Below are 21,101 nucleotides of genomic sequence, written 5' to 3'. Positions count from 1 at the left end.
CATCCTGCCACCGCAGGCCGGGCCCTCCGGTGGCGGTCAGGGGCGCCGGGGGTCCGGTCGGGGTCGACCCCGATGGTCGCCGCGACGGCGCCGCCGCCAGTCTCTGGCCATGACGCTCTCGCAGACCACCCCGCCGCCCGTCGACGTCGACGAGGGCATCCCCCAGTGGTCCCTGGCCCGCATCCTCGGCGTGTGGGCCGTCGTCACGGTGCCGATGGGCCTGCTCGCGTTCGTCGTGACGCCGTGGGCGATCCCGCGCGTGGACCTCCACCCGGGGCTGGTGTTCTGGCTGGCGATGGTCGTGGGGATGGCCTGGCAGCTCGTCGTCGCGACGGTCCTGCTCGCGGCGGAGGGCGGCCTCTCCCGGGCATCGCTGGCCCGGCGGATCCGCGCCAACGGCCCCCGCGACCCGCGGACGGGGCGTCCCCGTCGCCGCCTCTGGTGGTGGGCCGTCGCGGCGATCGGCGTCAACGCCGTCGGCGGCCTGCTCGCCGGTCCGCTCGACGTCGCATGGGTGCGGGCCATCCCTGCGGTGACCCCCGCCTGGTACACCGACGTCGCGGTGCTCGCCGACCGGCAGTTCGCCGGGCAGTGGTGGATCCTCGGGGTGGCCGTCGTCAGCTCGGTCCTCAACTACGTGCTCGGGGAGGAGCTGGTCTTCCGCGGCCTGCTGCTCCCCCGGATGCGGGGCGCCTTCGGGCGGTGGGACTGGGTCGCCAACACCGTGCTGTTCGGGCTGTACCACGTGCACCGGGTGGGGACGATGCCCTCGGTGCTGCTCTCGTCGTTCGGCATCTCCTGGGCCGCGGCCCGCTACCGCTCGTTCTGGATGGGCGTCGTCGTCCACGGCATCGAGGGGTTCTTCGTCGTGCTCGTGCTCGCGGTCGTCGCGGGGTGGTACCCGTCGTGAGCCGGGCCGTAGCGTGGGGGCCGTGACGCTGCGCATCGGAGGACACGTCGACCAGGCCGACCCGGTGGCCGAGGCGCTCGCCCGCGGGGCCACCCTCAGCCAGTTCTTCCTCGGCGACCCGCAGAGCTACAAGGGTCCGGTCGTCGAGTACGCCGGCGGGGCGGCCGCGCTCCGGGCCGCGGCGGAGGAGGCCGGCATCGACCTCTACGTCCACGCGCCGTACCCCATCAACGTCGCCGCGACGAACAACCGCATCCGCATCCCGGGGCGCAAGCTGCTCCAGCAGCACCTGCACGCGGCGGCCGAGATCGGGGCCAAGGGGGTCGTCGTCCACGGGGGCCACCTCGGCAAGGACGAGGACGCGGGCGTCGGCTTCGACAACTGGCGCAAGTGCGTCGACGGCCTCGAGATGCCCGTCCCGCTGCTCATCGAGAACACCGCCGGTGGCGACAACGCGATGGCCCGCCGGCTGGAGGCCGTCGAGCGGCTCTGGGAGGCCATCGGCCGGGCCGAGGGCGGCGACACCGTCGGCTTCTGCCTCGACACCTGCCACGCGCACGCCGGCGGCAACGACCTCGGCAGCGTCGTCGAGAAGGTACGAGCCATCACCGGGCGCGTCGACCTGGTGCACTGCAACGACTCCCGCGACACCTTCGACTCCGGCGCCGACCGCCACACCAACCTCGGGTCCGGGCACATCGATGGCGCCGACATCGCCCACGTCGTGCGCGAGGCCGGGGCGCCGGTGGTCGTCGAGACGCCCGGCGGCACCGAGGGCCAGCGCGCCGACATCGACTGGCTGCGCGAGCACGCCGACGCCTGAGCGCCGGGCCTCAGCCGGCCAGGTGACCCCAGCGGCCGGACAGCTCGCGCCACGGCCCGACGGCGGCGACCCGCCCCTCGACGAGCACGACGACCCGGTCGGCCTGGGCGAGGGCGGCCCGCTTCGAGGTCGCCCCGATGACCGTCGTGTGCCGGGCGCGCAGCCCCGACCAGAGCTCGACCTCGGTGGCGGCGTCGAGCGCGCTCGAGACGTCGTCGGCGAGCAGCAGCTCGGTCTCGGCGGCCAGCGCACGGGCCAGCGCGAGGCGCTGCACCTGCCCGCCCGAGAGCCGGACCCCGCGGTGGCCGACGAGCGCGTCGTGGCCCCCGGCCTCGCGGACGTCCTCGTCGAGGCGGGCGTCGGCGATCGCGGGGCCGAGGGTGCGCCCGTGCCCGAGCACCACGTTGTCGGCGAAGGTGCCCGAGAGCACCCGGGGGACCTGGGCCACGTGCGAGACCTGCCCGGGGCGCAGGAAGACCTCGGCGTCCTCGACCTCGACGCCGTTCCAGGTGATCGAGCCGGTGTGCTCGAGCAGCCCGGCGAGCGCCCCGAGGAGGCTGGACTTGCCGGAGCCCACCTGCCCGAGCAGCAGCACGAGCTCGCCGGCGGGCACCGTGAGGTCGACCCCCTCGACGCCGCGCGTGCCGTCGTCGTGGACCGCGCCGACTCCGGTGAGTCGCAGCTCCTCGAGCGGCACCCGGCTCGGCACCTCGGCCGTGGGCGCCGTGCCCTCGACGAGGTCGATGCCCGCCGGCAGGCGCACGAGGTCGACGCCGCCCGCGAGCCGGCTCGTGGCCCGCTGCCACGAGCGGGTGCCGGGCGCCTCGGTGACCACGGCCCCGGCGACCCGGCCGAACCAGTCGAAGCCGTTGACCGCCCCCGCGACGAGGATGGCGGTGGCCAGGCCCCAGCCGCCGACGACGTAGGTGGCCCAGGCCGCGACCACCCCGGCCTGCACCATGACGATGGGCACGCCGTCGAGGACGGCCTGCACCCGGTGCTCGAAGACCGCGGCCCGCACCCGGCCGGCGTCGACCCGGCGCAGGTGGGCGTGGGCCGCCGGCGTGGCGGCCGCCAGCTTGACGGTGCGCGCGGACTCGAGGACGGAGACGACCGCCCGCCCGAAGCGCGCCCGGGCCCGTGAGGACTCCGCTGCCGAGCGCCCCGCGATGGGCCGCCCGACGGCCGAGGCCAGCGCCGCCCCGAGCAGCACGGCGAGCAGCACCCCGCCGGCGAGCAGGCTGCCGCCGAGGGCCGCCGTGACGGCGACGATCGCCAGCCCGTTGAGGAAGTCGACCCAGCGGTCGGCGTAGAGCGCATACCGGTCGGCGTCCATCGAGCGGGCGACGACCTCGCCGGCCGGCGTGCGCTCGAGGCGGTGCTGGCGGGTCTGGCCGAGCAGCACGGACATCCGGACCCGGAGCATCACCTCGATCCACCAGCGGGGGTAGCGGCGCATCGCGGCGACGAGGACGAGGGGCGCGAAGAGCACCGAGACGGCGGTCAGGGCCGTGAGCACGACCGTCTCGGTGTCGCCGCCGGCGCCGGAGCGCAGGTGCTCGACGACCCGTCCCCAGACGAACCCGGTGGCCGCGCCGAACGCCCCGCCGAGGGCCGAGACGAGGAACAGCAGTGCCGGCCAGACGCCCCAGCGCGGGCGGACGAGCAGGGCGGAGAGGATGCCGCGCGCGAGCGAGGGGCCCTCCCCCGGGTCGGCGAGCTCGGGCGGCGGACCGGCCCGGCGCGCACCGGCGACCGCGGCGCCCACGGCGGCAGCCGACGCGTCACCGGACGACGAGGGACCGTCGGCGGCGGCGGTGAGGTCGTCGCCGCTGGCCAGCAGGAGGGTGCGGAACGGACCGTCGGCGTGCGCCAGCTCGGCGCGCGACCCCTGCTGGACGACCCGCCCGTGGTCGAGCACGGCCACGTGGCCGGCCCGCTGGGTGGTCGAGAGCCGGTGCGCCACGAGGATGCCGGTGCGTCCGGTGAGCAGGCGGTCGGCGGCCCGGACGACGAGCGCCTCGGTGAGCGGGTCCATCCGGGCCGTCGCCTCGTCGAGGACGACGACGGCGACGTCGCGCACGAGCAGGCGGGCGAAGGCGACGAGCTGCTCCTCGCCGGCGGACAGCGCGGTGCCACCGGGGCCGAGCAGCGTGTCAAGGCCCTCGGGCAGGGCGCCGACCCAGTCGTCGAGGCCGAGCTGGGCGACGGCGGCCTCGACCCGGGCCCGCGGGAGCGCGGCGAAGAGGGTGATGTTCTCGGCGAGCGTGCCGGCGAGGATCTCGGTGCGCTGGGTGACGACCCCGACGGCGGCGCGCAGCTGCTGGAGGTCGAGGTCGAGCACGTCGACGCCGCCGAGGAGCACCGTGCCCGGCGCCGGCTCGACGGCCCGCGAGACGAGCGAGGCCAGGGTCGACTTGCCGGACCCGGTGCGGCCGACGAGGGCGCAGGTCTGGCCGCCGGGCACCCGGAGGTCGACGTGCCGCAGCGCGAACCCGCCCTCGGGGTAGGCGAAGTCGAGGTCGCGGAACTCGAGGTCGAGCCGGCCGGCCGGCACGGGAAGCCCGCCGTCCGGCTCGGGCTCGGCGCCGAGCAGCTGCCGCAGCCGGGTGACGGCCCGAGGCCGGCCTGCAGCTCGGGCAGGTGCCGGGCCATCTGGTCGACCTGGCCGACGAAGGTGCTCGTGACGAGGAAGAGCGTGACGAGGCGGGCGACCGACAGGCCGCCGCCGGCCACCATCGCCACCCCGGCGACGAGCGTGCCGGCGAGCATCCCGTAGAGGAGCAGGCCGGTGCGCCGGGTGACCCGGACCTGGAGGTCGATGACCTGCCGGAAGCGCTCGTGGACGAGGGCGGACAGCCCGCTGAGCCGGGCGACGACGTGCGACTGCCCGAGGCTGGTGCGCAGGTCGTCGCGAGCCGTCACGCCCTCCTCGAGGGCGGCCGCGTGGTCGGTCCAGGCCATCTCCTCGACGACCTTGCGCTCGGCGATGGTGGGCAGCAGGCGCCGCACGAGGAGGAAGGAGCCGGCGGCCGCGACCGGGAAGAGGGCCCAGGCCGGCCACCACGTGAGCCCGGCGACGACCCACATCGGCACGGCGGCGAAGACGGTGCGCAGGGCGTCCCAGACCTGCCGGCGCAGCATCGCGCCGACGTCGTGGGTGTCGGCGTCGACGCGGTCGAGGACCTCCCCGACCGCCTGCTCGCCGAGGGCGTGCAGGGGCTGGCCGAGCGCGGCGTCGACGAGGTCGTCGCGCAGCCGGCCCTCGGCGCGGTCGACGACCGCGGCCCACACGGTGCGCCCGGCGGTGTCGAGGACGGCCGCGCCGACGACGCAGAGGGCGAGCAGGCCGACGAGCCGGGTGGACGGGTTCGCGGCGAGCAGGCCCGCGACCACGGTGCCGAGGGTGCGCCCGACGGCGCCGGTGGCCGAGGCGACGAGGGCCCACCCGGTGGGCCAGCCGCGCAGCCGGCGCAGGTCGAGCCGGCGCCCGGGCGCGACGGGACGCACCCCGGCCGGCGCGACGGCGGGCGAGGTGGGTGGCGTCACGGTCGTCGTCCCCATCGGGGGAAACCTACGTCGCCGCACCGACGCCCGGCACCTCGGTTTCCCGCTCGCCCCCGGCCGTCGGTGCCCGGGGCTAGGGTCGCGCCATGCCCGAGTTCACGTGGCGCCCGGCCAACGAGGCCGCCCCCGAGCACGTCGAGGCCCTCTTCGAGGCCGGCGGCGCCCGGAAGTGCCGCTGCCAGGCGCTCAAGGCGCCGGGGTGGATCTGGCGCGACACCACGCAGGACGAGCGCGAGGCCGCACTCGTCGCGCAGACCGGCTGCGGCACCGACGGGCCCACCTCCGGCCTCGTCGGGTACGTCGACGGCGAGCCCGCCGGCTGGGTCGCCGTCGAGCCGCGGGAGGAGTACCCCCGCATCTGGGCCCGGAAGCAGCCGTGGATGCGGATGGACCCCGACGCCGAGGGCATCTGGTCGGTCACCTGCTTCGTCGTGCGCAAGGGCTTCCGGCGCCAGGGCCTGATGTACGAGCTGGCCGCGGCCACCGTCGAGTACGGCCGGCAGGTGAATGCCCGGGTGCTCGAGGGCTACCCCACCGAGCCGCCGCCGGGGAAGACGGTCATCTGGGACGAGGCGTCGGTCGGCCTGCTCCAGGTCTTCCTCGACGCCGGGTACGAGGTGCACGCCTCGCCGACCCTCCGCCGGCGGGTCGTGCGCCACCACCTCGGCGCCTGACCCACGCCGGCCGAGCGCGCCTCAGACGTTGCGGCGGTACTGCCCGCCCACCTCGAAGAATGCCTCGGTCACCTGCTGGAGCGAGCACACCCGCGCGGCGTCGACGAGCACGGCGAAGACGTTCTCGCCGTGGGTGGCCGCCTCCTTGAGTCGGGCCAGCGCCAGCTCGGCCTCGTCGCGGTGCCCCTCGCGGAACGCCTCGACCCGGGCCAGCTGCCCCTCCTTCTCGACCTCGGTGGCGCGCGCCAGCACGACCTCCTTCGGCGAGACCTCGGCGTCGGGGCGCACGAAGGTGTTGACCCCGACGATGGGCAGCGAGCCGTCGTGCTTGCGGTGCTCGTAGAGCATCGACTCGTCCTGGATGCGGCCACGCTGGTAGCCGGTCTCCATCGCGCCGAGGACTCCCCCGCGCTCGGAGATGCGGTCGAACTCGGCGAGCACGGCGGCCTCGACGAGGTCGGTCAGCTCGTCGACGACGAACGAGCCCTGGAGCGGGTTCTCGTTCATCGCCAGGCCCCACTCGCGGTTGATGATCAGCTGGATGGCCAGCGCCCGGCGCACCGACTCCTCGGACGGGGTCGTGACGGCCTCGTCGTAGGCGTTGGTGTGCAGGCTGTTCGCGTTGTCGTAGATGGCGGTCAGCGCCTGGAGCGTGGTGCGGATGTCGTTGAAGTCCATCTCCTGGGCGTGGAGGGAGCGACCCGACGTCTGCACGTGGTACTTCAGCTTCTGGCTGCGCTCGTTGGCGCCGTACTTCTCGCGCATCGCGACCGCCCAGATGCGCCGGGCGACGCGGCCGATGACCGTGTACTCGGGGTCCATGCCGTTGCTGAAGAAGAAGGACAGGTTCGGCGCGAAGTCGTCGATGTCCATGCCGCGGGCGAGGTAGGCCTCGACGTAGGTGAACCCGTTGGCGAGGGTGAACGCGAGCTGGCTGATGGGGTTCGCCCCGGCCTCGGCGATGTGGTACCCGCTGATCGAGACCGAGTAGAAGTTGCGCACCTTCTGCTCGATGAACCACTCCTGGATGTCGGCCATCATCCGCAGGCTGAACTCGGTGGAGAACAGGCACGTGTTCTGGCCCTGGTCCTCCTTGAGGATGTCGGCCTGCACCGTGCCGCGCACCGTGGCCAGGGCGCGGGCCCGGGCGGCGTCACGCTCTGCGTCGTCGGGCTCACGGCCGTTCTCCTGCACCCACTTCTCGATCTCGCGGTCCATCGCGGTGTTGAGGAAGAACGCGAGGATGGTGGGCGCCGGGCCGTTGATCGTCATCGAGACGCTGGTCGTGGGCGACGTGAGGTCGAACCCGTCGTAGAGCGCCTTCATGTCCTCGAGGGTCGCGACCGAGACGCCGGACGTGCCGACCTTGCCGAAGATGTCGGGGCGACGGTCGGGGTCGCGGCCGTAGAGCGTCACGGAGTCGAAGGCGGTCGACAGGCGGGTGGCCGGCTGGCCCTCGGAGAGGAGCTTGAAGCGGCGGTTGGTGCGGAACGGGTCGCCCTCGCCGGCGAACATCCGCGCCGGGTCCTCGCCGTCGCGCTTGAAGGGGAAGACGCCTGCGGCGAAGGGGAACACGCCGGGGAGGTTCTCGCGGCGGAGGAACGACACGAGATCGCCGTCGTCGCTGTACCGCGGCAGGGACACACGGCGGATCTGGTTGCCGGAGAGCGACTCCCGGACGAGCTTGGTGTGGATCTCCCTGTCGCGCACCGTGACCACCTGCTCGTCACCCGAATACGCCTCGACGACCGAGGGCCACTGCTCGAGCTGGCGGCGGACGGCCGCGGGCAGCGCGTCACGCGCCTCCTCGAGCAGGGCGTCGAGGTCGGCGGTGTCCTTGCCGGCCGTCGCGAGCGCCTCACGGGCGTCACCGAGCCGCTGGACCCGTCGGGCGGCATCGGCCCAGCGCTCGGTCTCGGCGTGGTAGCCGCGGACGGTCTCGGCGATCTCGGAGAGGTAGCGCACCCGCTGCGGCGGGACGACCTGCCGCAGCATCGTCGAGTGCCGGACGTCGACCGCGGGCAGCGTGCCCTCGGCGACGGACAGCCCGGCGCCCGCCAGCTGCGCGCGCAGCTCCTGGTAGAGAGCGGTGACGCCGTCGTCGTTGAACGTCGCGGCCGAGGTGCCGAAGACCGGCATGTCCTCGGGGCGCTTGCCGAACGCCTCGCGGTTGCGCACCATCTGGCGGCCGACGTCGCGCAGGGCGTCCATCGCCCCGCGGCGCTCGAACTTGTTGACGGCCACGACGTCGGCGAGGTCGAGCATGTCGATCTTCTCGAGCTGGCTCGCGGCGCCGAACTCGGGCGTCATGACGTAGAGGTTGACGTCGGCGTAGGAGGTGATGGCGGCGTCGCCCTGGCCGATGCCCGGGGTCTCGACGACGACGAGGTCGTAGCCGGCCGCCTTGAGGATGGTGATGACGTCGCCGAGGGCCTCGGGCACCTCGCGTCCGCCGCGGGTGGCCAGCGAGCGGAAGTACACGCGGTCGCCGTCGAGGCTGTTCATCCGGATGCGGTCGCCGAGCAGGGCCCCTCCCCCGCGCCGGCGGGTGGGGTCGACCGCGACGCAGGCGATGCGCAGCTTGTCCTGCTGGTCGACGCGCAGGCGGCGGACGAGCTCGTCGGTGAGGCTGGACTTGCCCGAGCCGCCGGTGCCGGTGATGCCGAGGACCGGGACGGTGCGTCCGGCCGCCGCGCGCTCGAGCTCGGAGCGCATCGCGTCGGAGAGGTGACCGGTCTCGGCCGCCGTGACGGCCCGCGCGACGGCACCGCGCTCGCCGCTGAGCACGGCCTCGACGGTGGTCGGCGCGACCTCCCAGAGGTCGGTGTCGCACGCGGCGACGACCTGGTTGACCATCCCCGGCAGGCCGAGGCGCTGTCCGTCCTCGGGGCTGAAGATCGTCACGCCGGCCTCCCGCAGCCGCGCGATCTCGGCCGGGACGATGACCCCGCCGCCGCCCCCGACGACCTGCACGTGGGGTGCGCCGGCCTCGCGGAGCAGCTCGACGAGGTACTCGAAGTACTCGACGTGCCCGCCCTGGTAGGAGCTGACGGCGACGCCCTGGGCGTCCTCGTCGATGACGGCGTCGACGACCTCGCGCACCGAGCGGTTGTGCCCGAGGTGCACGACCTCGGCCCCCTGGCCCTGCATGATCCGCCGCATGATGTTGATCGAGGCGTCGTGGCCGTCGAAGAGGGCGGAGGCGGTGACGATCCGGACGGGGTGGGTCGGGACGTGGAGCCCCTGGTCGCTCGGCTGCGCTGCCATGGGTGGGTCCTTCGCTCGGGGTGTTCCCGAGATACTAGGACGTCCTAGTACCTACTGAGAAGTCACCAGCCGCCCGGTCGGGAGGTGACCTGCGACGCGTCGACGACCGCTCGGGTCAGGCCCGCCGCCCGGCGAGCCAGGCGATGGCCTCGGCGTACCCCGCGACCCCGTGACCGATGACGTGGTGGTCGCAGACGTCGGTGAGGTACGAGAAGTGCCGGAACTCCTCGCGCGCGTGGATGTCGCTGATGTGCACCTCGACGCGCGGCACCCGGCAGGCCGACAGGGCGTCGCGCAGGGCGACCGAGGTGTGCGTGTAGCCGGCGGCGTTGAGGACGATGCCCGCCGACCCGGCGCGCCCCTCCTGCACCCAGTCGACGAGCGTGCCCTCGTGGTTGCTCTGCCGGAAGTCGACGACCAGGCCGTGCCGCGTGGCCTCGGCGACGCAGAGGGCCTCGACGTCGGCGAGCGTGTCGTGGCCGTAGACCTCCGGCTCTCGCTCGCCGAGGAGGTTGAGGTTCGGCCCGTTGAGCACGAGCACCGTGCGGTCGTCCATGCCGCCGAGCATGCCACCAGGGGCCGGCACCCCGTCAGCGCTCGTACGTGTCGGTGAGGTAGCCCTCGCACCCGGCCGGCACCGTCCCGACCCCGACGAGGGCGTCCGCCGCCCGCGCGCGGCCGAGGTTCCACGAGAGGCCGTCGTCGTCGAGCCCGAGGCTGCCCGCACCGCTCGAGGAGGGCCGGGCGAGGACGCAGGCCGCCATCTCCTTCGGCAGCCGCTCGGCGAGGACCGGCGTGGCGTCCGCGGAGAGGGTCGAGAGGTAGAGGGTGTCGACCTTGCCGGTCGCCTCGTAGCGGTCGATGTTCTGCCCGGCGACCCACGCGTCGGGGTTCATCGCGGCGAACCCGAGGGTGAAGAGCGCCCCCGACACGAGGACGGCCCGGGGCACCCAGCGCCAGGACAGGCCCAGCACGCCGCCGAGGAGCATGAGGACGACCAGCCCCAGCCACAGCTCGAAGCCGTCGACGAACACGCGCAACACCGTGTAGCCGAATGCGTCCTGGTAGAGCGACATCCGGTACAGCGCGGAGGCGACGACCGCGAGCGTGAACACGCCGAGCGCGCCGAGCAGGAGGCGCACGACGAGCCGGTCGCGGGCGCTCTCGCGCGAGGTGACGCGCAGGGTCAGGGACATGACGAGGACGGTGAAGGCCGTCGCCACGGTCAGCTGGCCGAAGCCCTGGTGCACGTACTCGGCGTGCGTGAGGCCGGTGGTGCGTCGCAGGTAGGCGTCGCCACCCCACAGCGCGGAGGCCTGTGCGACGAGGAAGCCGCCGAAGAGCAGGACGACGACGCCGACGGGCACCGCCCACTCCCAGACCGGCCGGGTGCGCCGCCCTCGGGCAGGACGACCCGGTCGGCGTTCGGCGGGTTGAGGGCGAGGTAGGCCCCCGTCAGCGCCACACCGGTGACCAGGACGAAGAGGAAGCCGCGCAGGACGATCGTGTCCCAGCCGAGGTCGGGCACGAGGGCCGAGGCCCACGAGCCGAACACCGCGTCACCCGTGGCGAACAGCCCGCCGAAGACGACGAGGACGAGGAGCGAGAAGGCCACCGTGCGCACCACGGGCCAGAGCACCGACACCCGGCTGGTCGCGGAGATCGTCCGCCCGAGCAGCGGCAGGCCGCGCAGCGCCGAGAGCGGCCAGGCCGCCCAGCTGGCGACGATGGCGAGGAAGCCGTGGGCGCGGGTCAGGGCCGCGGCCGCGACGGCCACCCCGGCGAGCACCGAGAGGGTCACGACTCCCCCGCGTCGCGCAGGGTCGCCACGAGCGCGAGGAGCAGGGCCAGCACGCCGCCGCCGATGGTCCACGGGTCGCGCCGGTGGCGGGCGACGACCCACATGAGGGCTCCCGTGGCGACCATGACGAGCGAGGTGGACAGCCCGATGCCGCGGTAGGGCCAGGTGAGGGCGGCGAGCAGGCCGATGCCGGCCGCGGCACCGACGACCCCGACGCGCGGACGGCGGTCCGGCTCCGGCCACACCCGCGACAGGGCGGTCTCGACCGGGCCGGGGCCGCCGCCGCCGTAGGGGCCCACGGGGCCGGCCGTCGGCGGGACGGGAGGAGCGGCGGGTGCGGCGGAGGCGGGAGGGACGGCGGTGCTCATCGGGGTCTCCTGGGTCGCAGGTGCGGACGGGGTCGTGCTCGTGCTCTCGGTCGTCACGGCCGTTGTCGTCACGCGCGGTGTGGGAGTGCGCTGTTCGCGTAGGTGCGTCGGGCGCTCGGTGCTCGGCGAGACGGGGAGGGTCACCCGCAGGAGGGCACCGCGGGTCGCGGGCACGACCTCGACCCGGCCTCCGTGCAGCTCGCAGACCCAGCGGACGATGGCCAGCCCCAGACCGGTGCCGCCGGCCTGGTCCGACCCGGTGCCGAAGCGCTCGAAGACCCGCTCGGCGTCCGCGGCGGAGATGCCGGGGCCGTCGTCGCCGACCTCGAGCACCCACCGGTCCTCCCCCTCGCGGCGCGCGTGGAGGCGCACCTCCCCGTAGGGCGGGCTGTGCCGGACGGCGTTGTCGGCGAGGTTGGCCACGAGCTGGGCGAGCCGGGCCGGGTCGGCGGTGACGGTGAGGTCGGCGGGCTCGACCCGGTGCCGCAGCCGCACCGGGCGACCGGAGACGCCGGCCTCCTCGACGGCGGCCGCGAGCAGGTCGCCGACGCGCACCGGGGCCAGGCCGAGGGGCGCCACGCCGGCGTCGATGCGGGAGAGGTCGAGCAGGTCGCCGACGAGGGCGCTCAGCCGCTCGGCCTGGGCGAGGGCCGCGCGCAGGGTGTCCGGGTCGGGGCGGGTGACGCCGTCGGCGAGGTTCTCCAGCAGCGCGCGCTGGGCGGTGAGCGGGGTGCGCAGCTCGTGGGACACGGTGGCGATGAGGCGCCGGCGCTCGAGGTCGGCCCCGGCGAGGTCGGCGGCCATCGCGTTGAAGGTGCGGGCCAGCTGGCCGACCTCGTCGGAGGAGGTCGCGGTGACGCGCTGCCCGTAGTCGCCGACCGCCATCCGCCGCGCGGCCTCGGTCATCGCCCGCAGGGGCGAGGTCATCCCGCGGGCCAGCCACTGGGTGACGCCGACGGCCGCTCCGGCCGTGACCGGGAGCGACGCCCACCACGGCACGCCGGCCCCGTCGCCGATCGCGGCGACGAGCACGGTCGCGACGACCGAGGCGCCGACGAGCAGGCCGAGCTTGAGCTTGATCGACGTGACGCCGTCGAGCGGGCGGTCGGGGTTCACCGGCCGACCTCGAGCGCGTAGCCGACGCCGTGCACGGTGCGCACCCGCTCGGCCCCGATCTTGGCCCGCAGCGCCTTGACGTGGCTGTCGAGGGTGCGGGTGCCGGCGGCGTCGCCCCAGCCCCACACCTCGCGCATCAGGTCCTCGCGGGAACGGACGGTGCCGGGGACGGCCGCGAGCGCACACAGCAGGTCGAACTCCAGCGGCGTGAGGTGCACGTCGGCGCCGTCGATGCTCACCCGGCGCCCCGCGGCGTCGACGACGAGGCCGGCGAGGTCCATCCGGGTGGTGGTGCGGGCCAGCTCCGCGGCGCGCTCGACCCGGCGGAGCAGGGCGCGCAGCCGGGCGACGACCTCGCGCATCGAGAAGGGCTTGGTGACGTAGTCGTCGGCGCCGACGCCGAGGCCGACGAGCACGTCGGTCTCCTCGTCGCGGGCGGTGAGCATGAGGACCGGGACGGGCCGCACGGCCTGGATGCGCCGGCACACCTCGAGCCCGTCGAAGCCGGGGAGCATCACGTCGAGGAGCACCGCGTCGGGGTCGTGCTCCTCGAAGGCGGCGACGGCGGACGGGCCGTCGAAGGCCTGGTGCACGGTGAAGCCCTCGGCGCGGAGGCGGTCGGTGACGGCCCGGTTGATGGTCGGCTCGTCCTCGACGACGAGCACGCTCTGCGCGCCGGCGGTCATCCCCTCGGTCATGCTGCGAGCGTAGGACCGCCCGGCTGGAGCCCGCGGGGGCTCCGTGTGGAGATCGTGTGAAGGTCGCGCCGAAGGTCAGGCGGTGACGCGGTGCTGCGTGCGGAACGTCGTGGGGCTGATGCCCGTGCACTTGGCGAAGTGGTGGCGCAGCAGCGCGGCGGAGCCGAAGCCGGCGTCGCGCGCGACCTCCTCGACGGACAGGTCGGTGGCCTCGAGGAGGTGGCGGGCGCGCAGCACGCGCTGGTCGGTGACCCACTGGTGCGGCGTCGTGCCGGTCTCGGCGACGAACCGCCGGGCGAAGGTGCGCGACGACATCGTCGCGCGGCGGGCGAGGTCGTCGACGGTGAAGGTCTCGTCGAGGTGCTCGACCATCCACTGGAGCACCGGCCCGAGGCTCTCGGCCTCGCAGGTCGGCACCGGCCGCTCGACGTACTGCCGCTGCCCGCCGTCGCGGTGCGGGGGCACGACCATCCGGCGCGAGATCGTCGCCGCGACACCGGCGCCCAGCTCGAGGCGCACGAGGTGGAGGGCGGCGTCGATGCCGGCCGCGGTGCCGGCGCTCGAGATGACGTTGCCGTCGCGGACGTAGAGGACGTCGGGGTCGACGTGCACCTCCGGGTACATCGCCGCGAGCTCCTCGGCGTGCCGCCAGTGGGTCGTGCAGGTGCGTCCGTCGAGGATGCCCGCGGCGCCGAGGCTGAAGACGCCCGAGCACACCGACATGATCCAGGCGCCGCGCTCGTGCGCCGCGCGGATGACGTCGAGGACGGCCGGGCTGGAGTCCCAGGCGGCGGGCGAGGCCGGGACCGCGACGAGGTCGGCGTCGGCGGCGGCGTCGAGCCGGTGGGGCGCACCCACCGTCGTCCCGTTGCGGGCCTCGAGCGGACGGTCCTCCTCCGAGCACACCCGGTAGTCGAAGGCGGGCACGCCCTCGTCGGTGCGGTCGATGCCGAAGACCTCGGCGAGGACGCCGTACTCGAAGAGTGCGACGGGTTCCTGGAGGATCACGGCGACGGTGCGCAGGGCCATGCCACCCAGTATGGCAGGAACTTGGCGACCAGAGACAGATCTGCCACTCGTGGCAGGATGCCGATGAGCGTCAATCTAGTGCCATGACCACGACAGAGATCCTCGACACCGTCACCTCCCTCGCTGCCGCCGGCGCGCTCGTCGCCCCGGTGCTCTACCTCCTGGAGCGCACCCACCGGCGCGCGTCCCTCGACAACGGCGGCCGCGTCGCGCACTGGCTCCGGGCCGTCGACCACGACGCCGACGCCCGCCGGCTCGACGCCGACCTGCGCGCCCTGCCCACCCCGGCGCCCGAACCCCGGGGCACCTCCACCACCTCGGCCGCGCGCCACCACGGCCGTCGGCCCGTGCGGGTCACGCCGGCACGCTGACCGGCGCCACCTCCCGGGCCACGGCGGTGCCGGCGGACCAGGTGCGGTACCCGCCGTCGAGGTTGCGGACCTCGCGCCCGTGCTGCGCGAGCACCCGCGCAGCGAGGTAGCCGCGCAACCCGACCTCGCAGTGGACGACCAGGGGTCCGGCCGGCAGCTCACCGCGCCGGGTGCGAAGGTGCTCGAGCGGGACGTTGACGGCCCCGGGCAGCGGCCGGGCCGCGTGCTCCTCGGCACTGCGGACGTCGACGAGGTGGGCCCCGGCCGCGAGCGCGTCGTCGAGCTCGTGCCACTGGAGGGTCGCGACGTCACCGTCGGCCACGGCCCGGTCGACCCACCCGAGCATGTTCACCGGGTCCTTGGCCGAGCCGAACTGCGGCGCATAGGCCAGCTCGAGGTCGGCGAGGTCACCGGCCGTCAGCCCGCCGGTCATCGCGGTGGCGACGACGTCGATGCGCTTGTCGACCCCGTCCCGCCCGACGGCCTGCGCGCCGAGGATCGCGTCGGTCGCGGGGTCGACGAGCAGCTTGAGGGCCATCGTCTCGGCGCCCGGGTAGTAGCCCGCGTGCGACCCCGGGTGGGTGTGGAGGACCCGGTGCGGACGACCGGACGCCCGCAGCCGCTTCTCGCTCCACCCCACGGTGGCCGCCGCGAGCCCGAACACCCCGACGACGGCCGTGCCGAGCACCGGGCGGTCGAGCCCGGGGCGCCCCACGATGACGTCGGCGACGACCCGACCCTGCCGGTTGGCGGTGTTGGCCAGGGGCACGAGGACGGCGGAGGCGTCGAGCCCGTCGCGCTTCTCGACCGCGTCGCCGACGGCGAAGACCGCGGGGTCGGAGGTGCGCAGCCGCTCGTCGACGAGGATGCCGCCGCGCGGACCGAGCTCGAGGCCGGCCCGCTCCGCCAGCGTCGTCTCGGGGCGCACCCCGATGGCGGCGACGACGAGGCCGGCCGGCACCGTGCGCCCGCCGGAGAGGTGGACGAGGTGCGTCCGGCCCGCCCCTGCGGGGTCGATGCGCGTGACCGACTCCCCGAGCACGAGGTCGATGCCCGCGCCGCGCAGGACCTCGTGGACGGGCGCGACCATCTCGGGGTCGAGCGGGGTCATCACCTGGCTCGCGGCCTCGACGAGGGTGACGGCCAGCCCGCGGTGCACGAGGTTCTCGGCGACCTCGACGCCGACGAACCCTCCCCCGACGACCAGCGCCGACCCGGCGCCGCGCGCCGAGGCCACGAGCGCGTCGAGGTCCTCGACGTCGCGCAGCGTGCGGGCCACCTCGATCCCCGGGACCGGAGGCACCACCGGCCGGGCACCGGGCGCGAGGACGAGGACGTCGTAGGGCAGCTCGAGCTCGGTGCCGCGGGCGAGGTCGCGGACGGCCACGGTGCGCCCGGCCCGGTCGATGCCGACGACCTCGTGGCGCACCCGGACGTCGAGGGCGAAGCGGACGTCGAGCGACTCGGGGGTCTGGAGCAGCAGCGCCGACCGCTCCTCGATCACCCCGCCGAGGTGGTACGGCAACCCGCAGTTCGCGAACGACACGTGGCCGCTGCGCTCGAGGACGACGATGGACGCCTCCTCGTCGAGGCGGCGCAACCGGGTCGCGGCGGACATGCCGCCGGCCACCCCTCCGACGATGACGACTCTCCGCATGCGTCGATGCTATACCCCCAGGGGTACTTGTTCCGACGCGGTGTGGGACGTCTCCCGGCCGGTCAGCCGCGACCGATGAGCCACCCGACGACCAGGCCCACGACGCCGACGACGACGTACGGGGCGTAGGTGCGGATGAGGACCGGCAGCACCGTGGCACCGAGGTCGAGCGCGTCGTCGTCACCCGAGGAGTCGGGCCGAGCAGGAGGTCGGGGCGTCGTCGACGGCGTGGGCGCCGAGGCGATCGGCGCGGCCGTGGCGGCCGGCGCCGCAGCCACCTCCGGGGCGGGCTCGGTGGTCGCCGGCTCGGTGACCGCCTCCGCCACCGGCGCGGCACCCTCGGCCTCCGCGGGGGCCGCAGCCGCCTCGCCGGCCTGCCCGAGCTCGCCCTCGATGCAGGCGATGAACTGGTGCAGCAGCTTGTCGGAGACGTCCTGCATCACCCCGCGGCCGAACTGGGCCGGCTTGCCGGTGACCGCGAGGTCGGTGGTGACGTCGACCTTGGTGCCCGTGCCGTCGGGCGACAGCTGGATGGTCACGGTGGCCCCGGCCGTGCCGTTGCCCCGCTTGTCCTTGCCCTTGGCCTCGATGACGGCGTGGTGCGACGTGTCGTCACGTTCGAGGAAGTGGCCGGTGCCGTTGTACTGCAGGGCGATCGGACCGAGCTTGACCTTCACCGTCCCCGCGAAGCCGTCCTCGGACACCTCCGTGACCGTGGCCCCCGGGAAGCACCCCCCGACCCGCTCGAGGTCCATGAAGGTGCGCCAGGTCGTGTCGACGTCGGCGGGGACGGTGAAGTCGTGCGTCAGCTGCATACGGGGATCAGCCCTCCATGGCCTTCTGCACCGCGCGCCGCGTGAGGACGGTCGCGAGGTGCCGGCGGTAGTCGGCGTCGCCGTTGAGGTCGCTCGGCGGGTTGGTGCCCTCGGCGGCCGCGGCGCACGCGTCGGCGAGCCCGGAGGCCGAGGACCCGACGAGCGCCTGCTCGACGGCGGTGGCCCGCAGCGGCGTGTTGCCCATGTTGGTCAGCCCGACCCGGGCCTCGGCGATCGAGCCGCCCTCGACCCGGACGGTCGCGGCGACGGCCACGATCGACCACTGGTGCGAGACCCGCACGAACTTCTCGTACGCCGAGCCCCACCCGGTGTGCTTCGGGATGCGGATCTCGGTGAGCAGCTCGCCGTCGCCGACCGCGGTCTCGAAGAGGTCGTGGAAGAACTCGGTGGCGGGGACGGTGCGCTCGCCGCCCGGCCCGACGACGACCATCGTCGCGTCGAGGGCGAGGACGGGCGCACCGACGTCACCGGCGGGGTCGGCGTGCACCAACGCGCCGCCGAGGGTGCCGCGGTGGCGGATCTGCGGGTCGGCGACGGTCTCGACCGCCCGGGCGAGGAGCCCGGCGTGCTCGCGCACCAGGTCGTTGGCGACGACGTCGCTGTAGGGCGTCATCGCGCCGATGGCGAGGTGGTCGCCGCCGTCGCGCACGCCGCGCAGCGCCTCGATCCGGCCGAGGTCGACGACCTTCTCCGGGGCGTTGAGCCGCATCCGGAGGATGGGCAGGAGCGACTGGCCACCGGCGAGGACCTTGGCGTCGTCACCGGCCTCGGCGAGCACCGAGAGGGCCTCCTCGACGCTCGTCGGCGCCAGGTAGTCGAAGGATGCGGGGATCACTGTGCTGCTCCGTCCGTCGAGCCGGCTGCCGGGTCCTGGTTGGGCGCGTCGTCACCGAAGTGCGGCTGCGCGTCGGCGACGGGGGCCGCCGCCTGGTGCGAGCCGGCGCTCTGGATCGCCTTCCACACCCGCTCGGGCGTGCACGGCATCTGGATGTCGTCGATGCCGAGGTGGCGCACCGCGTCGACGATGGCGTTGACGACCGCGGGGGTCGAGGCGATGGTGCCCGCCTCACCGACTCCCTTGGTGCCCAACGTGTTCGTCGTCGACGGCGAGACCGTGTGCTCGCTGACGAAGTTGATCGTGTCCGCCGCCGTCGGCAGGGTGTAGTCGACGAACGAGCCCGACACCAGCGTGCCCTGCTCGTCGTACTCCGCACCCTCCCAGAGCGCCTGGGCGATGCCCTGGACGAGGCCGCCGTGCACCTGGCCCTCGACGATGAGCGGGTTGATGATCGTCCCGATGTCGTCGACGCAGACGTACTTGCGCATCGACGTGGCGCCGGTCTCGGTGTCGACCTCCATCGCGCACAGGTGGGTGCCGTGCGGGAACGAGAAGTTCACCGGGTCGTAGGTGGCGTCCGCGTCGATGCTCGGCTCGACGCCGTCGGGCAGGTTGTGGGCCGCGAACGTCGCGAGCGCGATGTCGGTGAGCCCGATGCCCTTGTCGGTGCCCTTGACGGTGAACTGGCCGGCGCTGAACTCGAGGTCGTCGACGCTGGCCTCGAGGAGGTGGGCCGCGATCGGCTTGGCCTTCTCGATGACCTTGTCGGCGGCCCGCACGATCGCCTCGCCGCCGACGACGAGCGAGCGCGAGCCGTAGGTGTCCAGGCCCTTGGGCGCGGTCTGGGTGTCGCCGTGGAGGACCTCGATGTTCTCGAACGGGATGCCGAGGCGGTCGGCGACGATCTGGCTCCAGGCCGTCTCGTGGCCCTGGCCGTGCGGGGTGGCCCCCGAGACGACCTCGACCGTGCCGGTGGCGAGCATCCGGATGCTGGCGCTCTCCCAGCCGCCGGCGCCGTAGCTCAGCGAGCCGAGGACGCGGGAGGGGGCCAGGCCGCACATCTCGGTGAAGGTCGAGACGCCGAGGCCGAGCTGGACGGGGTCGCCGGACTCGCGCCGCTGCTTCTGCTCGGCGCGCAGCTCCTCGTAGCCGAAGAGCTCGAGGGCCTTCTCGGTCGCGGCCTCGTAGTTGCCGGAGTCGTAGGTCATCCCGGCCACGGTGGTGAACGGGAACTCGTCGTGCGTGATCCAGTTCTTCTCGCGGATCGCGATCGGGTCGACCCCGACCTCGGCGGCGAGCTCGTCCATGATCCGCTCGATGGCGTAGGTGGCCTCGGGCCGGCCCGCGCCGCGGTAGGCGTCGACCCACGTCTTGTTGGTGAGGATCGTCTGGCAGTTGAACTGGTAGGCGGGGAACTTGTAGATGGAGTTGAACATCCACGCGCCGAGGACCGGCACGCCACCACCGACGATCGCGACGTAGGCGCCGAGGTCGGCGAGCAGCTCGACCTTGAGGCCGGTGACGGTGCCGTCCTTCTCGGCCGACAGCGTCAGCTTCTGCCACTGGTCGCGGCCGTGGTGCGCCGAGACCATGGTCTCGCTGCGGGTCTCGGTGTACTTGCACGGCTTGCCGAGCTTGCGGGCCACGGCGATGGTCGCGAACTCCTCGGGCGTGGTCTGCAGCTTGCCGCCGAAGCCGCCGCCCACGTCGGGGGCGATGACCCGGACCTTGGACTCGGGGATGCCCATCGTCGCGGCGATGGCGAAGCGCAGGATGTGCGGGACCTGGGTGGCCGACCAGATGCTGATCTGCTCGCCCGTGGGGTCGACGACCGTGGAGCGCGGCTCCATGAAGGCGGGGACGAGCCGCTGCTGGCGGTACTCGCGCTCGATGACGATGCCGTCCTGGCGGGCCTTGGCGATCGCCTCGTCGACGTCGCCGCCGCTGCCCTGCTCCTTCGAGTCGAGCTTCCAGAAGGCCGACTTGTTCGTGCCGGAGTCCGGGTGGGCGAGGACCTCGTCCTTGAGGGCCTCCTTCATGTCGAGGACGGCCGGCAGCTCCTCGTAGTCGACGTCGACGAGCTCGGCGGCGTCGCGGGCCTGGGCCGCGGTGCGCGCCACGACGACGGCGACGATCTCGCCGCTGTGCGCGACGCGGTCGGCGGGGACCGGGAGGTGGGTCGGGGTGACCTGGTCCGGGGTGATCGGCCAGGCGTTGATGTTGACGCCCTGGCTGTCGGCGAGGTCGGCGCCGGTGTACACGGCGACGACACCGGTGGAGGCCTTGGCCTCGTCCGTGCCGATGGAGAGGATCTTCGCGTGGGCGAAGGGGCTGCGCACCATCGCGAGGTGCAGCATGCCGGGGAGCTGGATGTTGTCGGTCCAGCGGGTGCGGCCGGTGATGAGCCGCTGGTCCTCCTTGCGGCGGCGGTCCCTGCCGACCTCGGTGGTGGGGCGGTCGTCGACGGCGGTCATCAGACACTGCTCCTCTCGCTGGACGACGAGGCCGCGACGGCGGCCACCGCCTTGACGATGTTGTGGTAGCCGGTGCACCGGCAGAGGTTGCCCTCGAGGCCGACCCGGATCTCCTCCTCGGAGGGGTTCGGGTTCTCCTTGAGCAGGTCGACGGCCTGCATGATCATCCCCGGCGTGCAGTAGCCGCACTGGAGGGCGTGGTTCTCGTGGAAGGCGGCCTGCATCGGGTGCAGCTCGCCGTTCGTGGCGAGGCCCTCGATGGTCGTCACCTCGTGGCCGTCGGCCTGGACGGCGAGGACGTTGCAGGACTTCACGCTCCGCCCGTCGAGGTGGACGGTGCAGGCTCCGCAGTTGCTCGTGTCGCACCCCACCACGGTGCCGACCTTGCCGACCACCTCGCGGAGGTAGTGGACGAGGAGCATCCGGGGCTCGACCTCATCTGTACAGGAGACGCCGTCGACGGTGACGGTGATCCGAGTCATCTGTGACTCCTTCGCGAAGGGATCCGTGTCGTGTCCGTGATCTTGCTTCACGCATCGTCGGTCGGCAAGGGCTTCGACGGAACCACCCGACCGGACAGGCCCTTGGCGGTTTCCCCGCAGGAAAGGTCGCGACCGGTCGTCGAATCCGGTTGTGCGCGTGCGGTTTCCAGCAGCCGGCTCACAGGAAAGC

At 74.0% G+C, this 21,101-nt stretch carries 15 protein-coding genes and 2 pseudogenes; 4 read left to right on the top strand and 13 right to left on the bottom strand.

Annotated elements, in window-relative coordinates:
• Positions 1–109: 109 nt before the first annotated feature.
• A complete protein-coding gene (locus tag G7075_RS00860; RefSeq protein ID WP_166117949.1) occupies positions 110–910 on the top strand; it encodes a CPBP family intramembrane glutamic endopeptidase in 801 nt (266 codons plus the stop codon).
• A gap of 22 nt (positions 911–932) precedes the next feature.
• Positions 933–1,733, top strand: coding sequence for a deoxyribonuclease IV (locus tag G7075_RS00855; protein ID WP_166117947.1), 801 nt, complete (start codon positions 933–935; stop codon positions 1,731–1,733).
• A gap of 10 nt (positions 1,734–1,743) precedes the next feature.
• Here G7075_RS00855 and G7075_RS00850 read toward each other — a convergent pair whose 3' ends face one another.
• Positions 1,744–4,290: an ATP-binding cassette domain-containing protein gene (locus G7075_RS00850; RefSeq protein WP_371814146.1), complete on the bottom strand. Its 2,547-nt coding sequence runs from the start codon at positions 4,288–4,290 to the stop codon at positions 1,744–1,746.
• A 164-nt stretch (positions 4,291–4,454) separates the two neighbouring features.
• Positions 4,455–5,297: pseudogene (locus G7075_RS22345) on the bottom strand (ABC transporter transmembrane domain-containing protein); the annotation flags it as partial.
• 89 nt (positions 5,298–5,386) lie between these two features.
• Here G7075_RS22345 and G7075_RS00845 point away from each other — a divergent pair.
• Positions 5,387–5,974 (top strand): GNAT family N-acetyltransferase, encoded by a 588-nt coding sequence (locus G7075_RS00845; RefSeq protein ID WP_166117945.1) that lies wholly within the window; start codon positions 5,387–5,389, stop codon positions 5,972–5,974.
• 21 nt (positions 5,975–5,995) lie between these two features.
• Here the strand turns inward: G7075_RS00845 and icmF are convergent, their stop codons facing one another.
• From icmF to G7075_RS00815, 6 genes and pseudogenes are all read right to left on the bottom strand, one after another.
• Positions 5,996–9,241 carry a fused isobutyryl-CoA mutase/GTPase IcmF gene (gene icmF / locus G7075_RS00840; RefSeq protein WP_166117943.1) on the bottom strand — a complete coding sequence of 1,082 codons (3,246 nt, stop codon included), beginning with the start codon at positions 9,239–9,241 and terminating at the stop codon, positions 5,996–5,998.
• Positions 9,242–9,356: 115 nt separating this feature from the next.
• Positions 9,357–9,797 carry a type II 3-dehydroquinate dehydratase gene (gene aroQ / locus G7075_RS00835; protein ID WP_166117941.1) on the bottom strand — a complete coding sequence of 147 codons (441 nt, stop codon included), beginning with the start codon at positions 9,795–9,797 and terminating at the stop codon, positions 9,357–9,359.
• 34 nt (positions 9,798–9,831) lie between these two features.
• Positions 9,832–11,018, bottom strand: a pseudogene (locus G7075_RS22340) (DUF4153 domain-containing protein).
• Positions 11,019–11,038: 20 nt separating this feature from the next.
• Positions 11,039–12,526 carry a HAMP domain-containing sensor histidine kinase gene (locus tag G7075_RS00825; protein WP_166117937.1) on the bottom strand — a complete coding sequence of 496 codons (1,488 nt, stop codon included), beginning with the start codon at positions 12,524–12,526 and terminating at the stop codon, positions 11,039–11,041.
• Positions 12,523–13,224: a response regulator transcription factor gene (locus tag G7075_RS00820; protein WP_240917796.1), complete on the bottom strand. Its 702-nt coding sequence runs from the start codon at positions 13,222–13,224 to the stop codon at positions 12,523–12,525. The genes G7075_RS00825 and G7075_RS00820 overlap by 4 nt, the downstream gene beginning before the upstream one ends.
• A 75-nt stretch (positions 13,225–13,299) precedes the next feature.
• A complete protein-coding gene (locus G7075_RS00815) occupies positions 13,300–14,253 on the bottom strand; it encodes a GlxA family transcriptional regulator (RefSeq protein WP_166117936.1) in 954 nt (317 codons plus the stop codon).
• Between the two features lie 83 nt (positions 14,254–14,336).
• Between G7075_RS00815 and G7075_RS00810 the strand changes: the two genes are divergently transcribed.
• On the top strand, positions 14,337–14,624 hold the full coding sequence (locus G7075_RS00810; protein ID WP_166117935.1) for a hypothetical protein: 288 nt from the start codon (positions 14,337–14,339) through the stop codon (positions 14,622–14,624).
• Here G7075_RS00810 and G7075_RS00805 read toward each other — a convergent pair.
• The 5 genes from G7075_RS00805 to G7075_RS00785 all read right to left on the bottom strand — a co-directional run bounded on the left by G7075_RS00805 (position 14,608) and on the right by G7075_RS00785 (position 20,911).
• Complete coding sequence (locus tag G7075_RS00805; RefSeq protein ID WP_166117934.1) at positions 14,608–16,281, bottom strand: FAD-dependent oxidoreductase; 1,674 nt, start codon at positions 16,279–16,281, stop codon at positions 14,608–14,610. The two genes, G7075_RS00810 and G7075_RS00805, sit on opposite strands and share 17 nt — an antisense overlap.
• A gap of 62 nt (positions 16,282–16,343) precedes the next feature.
• Positions 16,344–17,096 (bottom strand): SRPBCC family protein, encoded by a 753-nt coding sequence (locus G7075_RS00800; RefSeq protein WP_166117933.1) that lies wholly within the window; start codon positions 17,094–17,096, stop codon positions 16,344–16,346.
• A gap of 7 nt (positions 17,097–17,103) precedes the next feature.
• The gene (locus G7075_RS00795) at positions 17,104–17,952 is read right to left on the bottom strand and encodes a xanthine dehydrogenase family protein subunit M (RefSeq protein ID WP_166117932.1); all 849 of its coding nucleotides are present in this window, start codon (positions 17,950–17,952) and stop codon (positions 17,104–17,106) included.
• Positions 17,949–20,429, bottom strand: a complete 2,481-nt coding sequence (locus G7075_RS00790) for a xanthine dehydrogenase family protein molybdopterin-binding subunit (protein WP_166117931.1) — start codon at positions 20,427–20,429, stop codon at positions 17,949–17,951. The genes G7075_RS00795 and G7075_RS00790 overlap by 4 nt, the downstream gene beginning before the upstream one ends.
• Positions 20,429–20,911, bottom strand: a complete 483-nt coding sequence (locus G7075_RS00785; protein WP_166117930.1) for a (2Fe-2S)-binding protein — start codon at positions 20,909–20,911, stop codon at positions 20,429–20,431. Before G7075_RS00785 ends, G7075_RS00790 begins: the two co-directional genes overlap by 1 nt.
• Positions 20,912–21,101: the final 190 nt, after the last annotated feature.

The sequence above is a fragment of the Phycicoccus sp. HDW14 genome, from assembly GCF_011383005.1.
In the GTDB taxonomy this organism is placed as follows: Bacteria; Actinomycetota; Actinomycetes; order Actinomycetales; family Dermatophilaceae; genus Phycicoccus.
This window is presented reverse-complemented; position numbering and strand designations above follow the sequence as displayed.

Coding starts and splice junctions, on each gene's coding strand:
- aroQ (WP_166117941.1), bottom strand. CDS start 9,797: ATGGACGACCGCACGGTGCTCGTGCTCAACGGGCCGAACCTCAACCTC.
- G7075_RS00860 (WP_166117949.1), top strand. CDS start 110: ATGACGCTCTCGCAGACCACCCCGCCGCCCGTCGACGTCGACGAGGGC.
- icmF (WP_166117943.1), bottom strand. CDS start 9,241: ATGGCAGCGCAGCCGAGCGACCAGGGGCTCCACGTCCCGACCCACCCC.
- G7075_RS00785 (WP_166117930.1), bottom strand. CDS start 20,911: ATGACTCGGATCACCGTCACCGTCGACGGCGTCTCCTGTACAGATGAG.
- G7075_RS00800 (WP_166117933.1), bottom strand. CDS start 17,096: ATGCAGCTGACGCACGACTTCACCGTCCCCGCCGACGTCGACACGACC.
- G7075_RS00815 (WP_166117936.1), bottom strand. CDS start 14,253: ATGGCCCTGCGCACCGTCGCCGTGATCCTCCAGGAACCCGTCGCACTC.
- G7075_RS00820 (WP_240917796.1), bottom strand. CDS start 13,224: ATGACCGAGGGGATGACCGCCGGCGCGCAGAGCGTGCTCGTCGTCGAG.
- G7075_RS00810 (WP_166117935.1), top strand. CDS start 14,337: ATGACCACGACAGAGATCCTCGACACCGTCACCTCCCTCGCTGCCGCC.
- G7075_RS00805 (WP_166117934.1), bottom strand. CDS start 16,281: ATGCGGAGAGTCGTCATCGTCGGAGGGGTGGCCGGCGGCATGTCCGCC.
- G7075_RS00790 (WP_166117931.1), bottom strand. CDS start 20,429: ATGACCGCCGTCGACGACCGCCCCACCACCGAGGTCGGCAGGGACCGC.
- G7075_RS00845 (WP_166117945.1), top strand. CDS start 5,387: ATGCCCGAGTTCACGTGGCGCCCGGCCAACGAGGCCGCCCCCGAGCAC.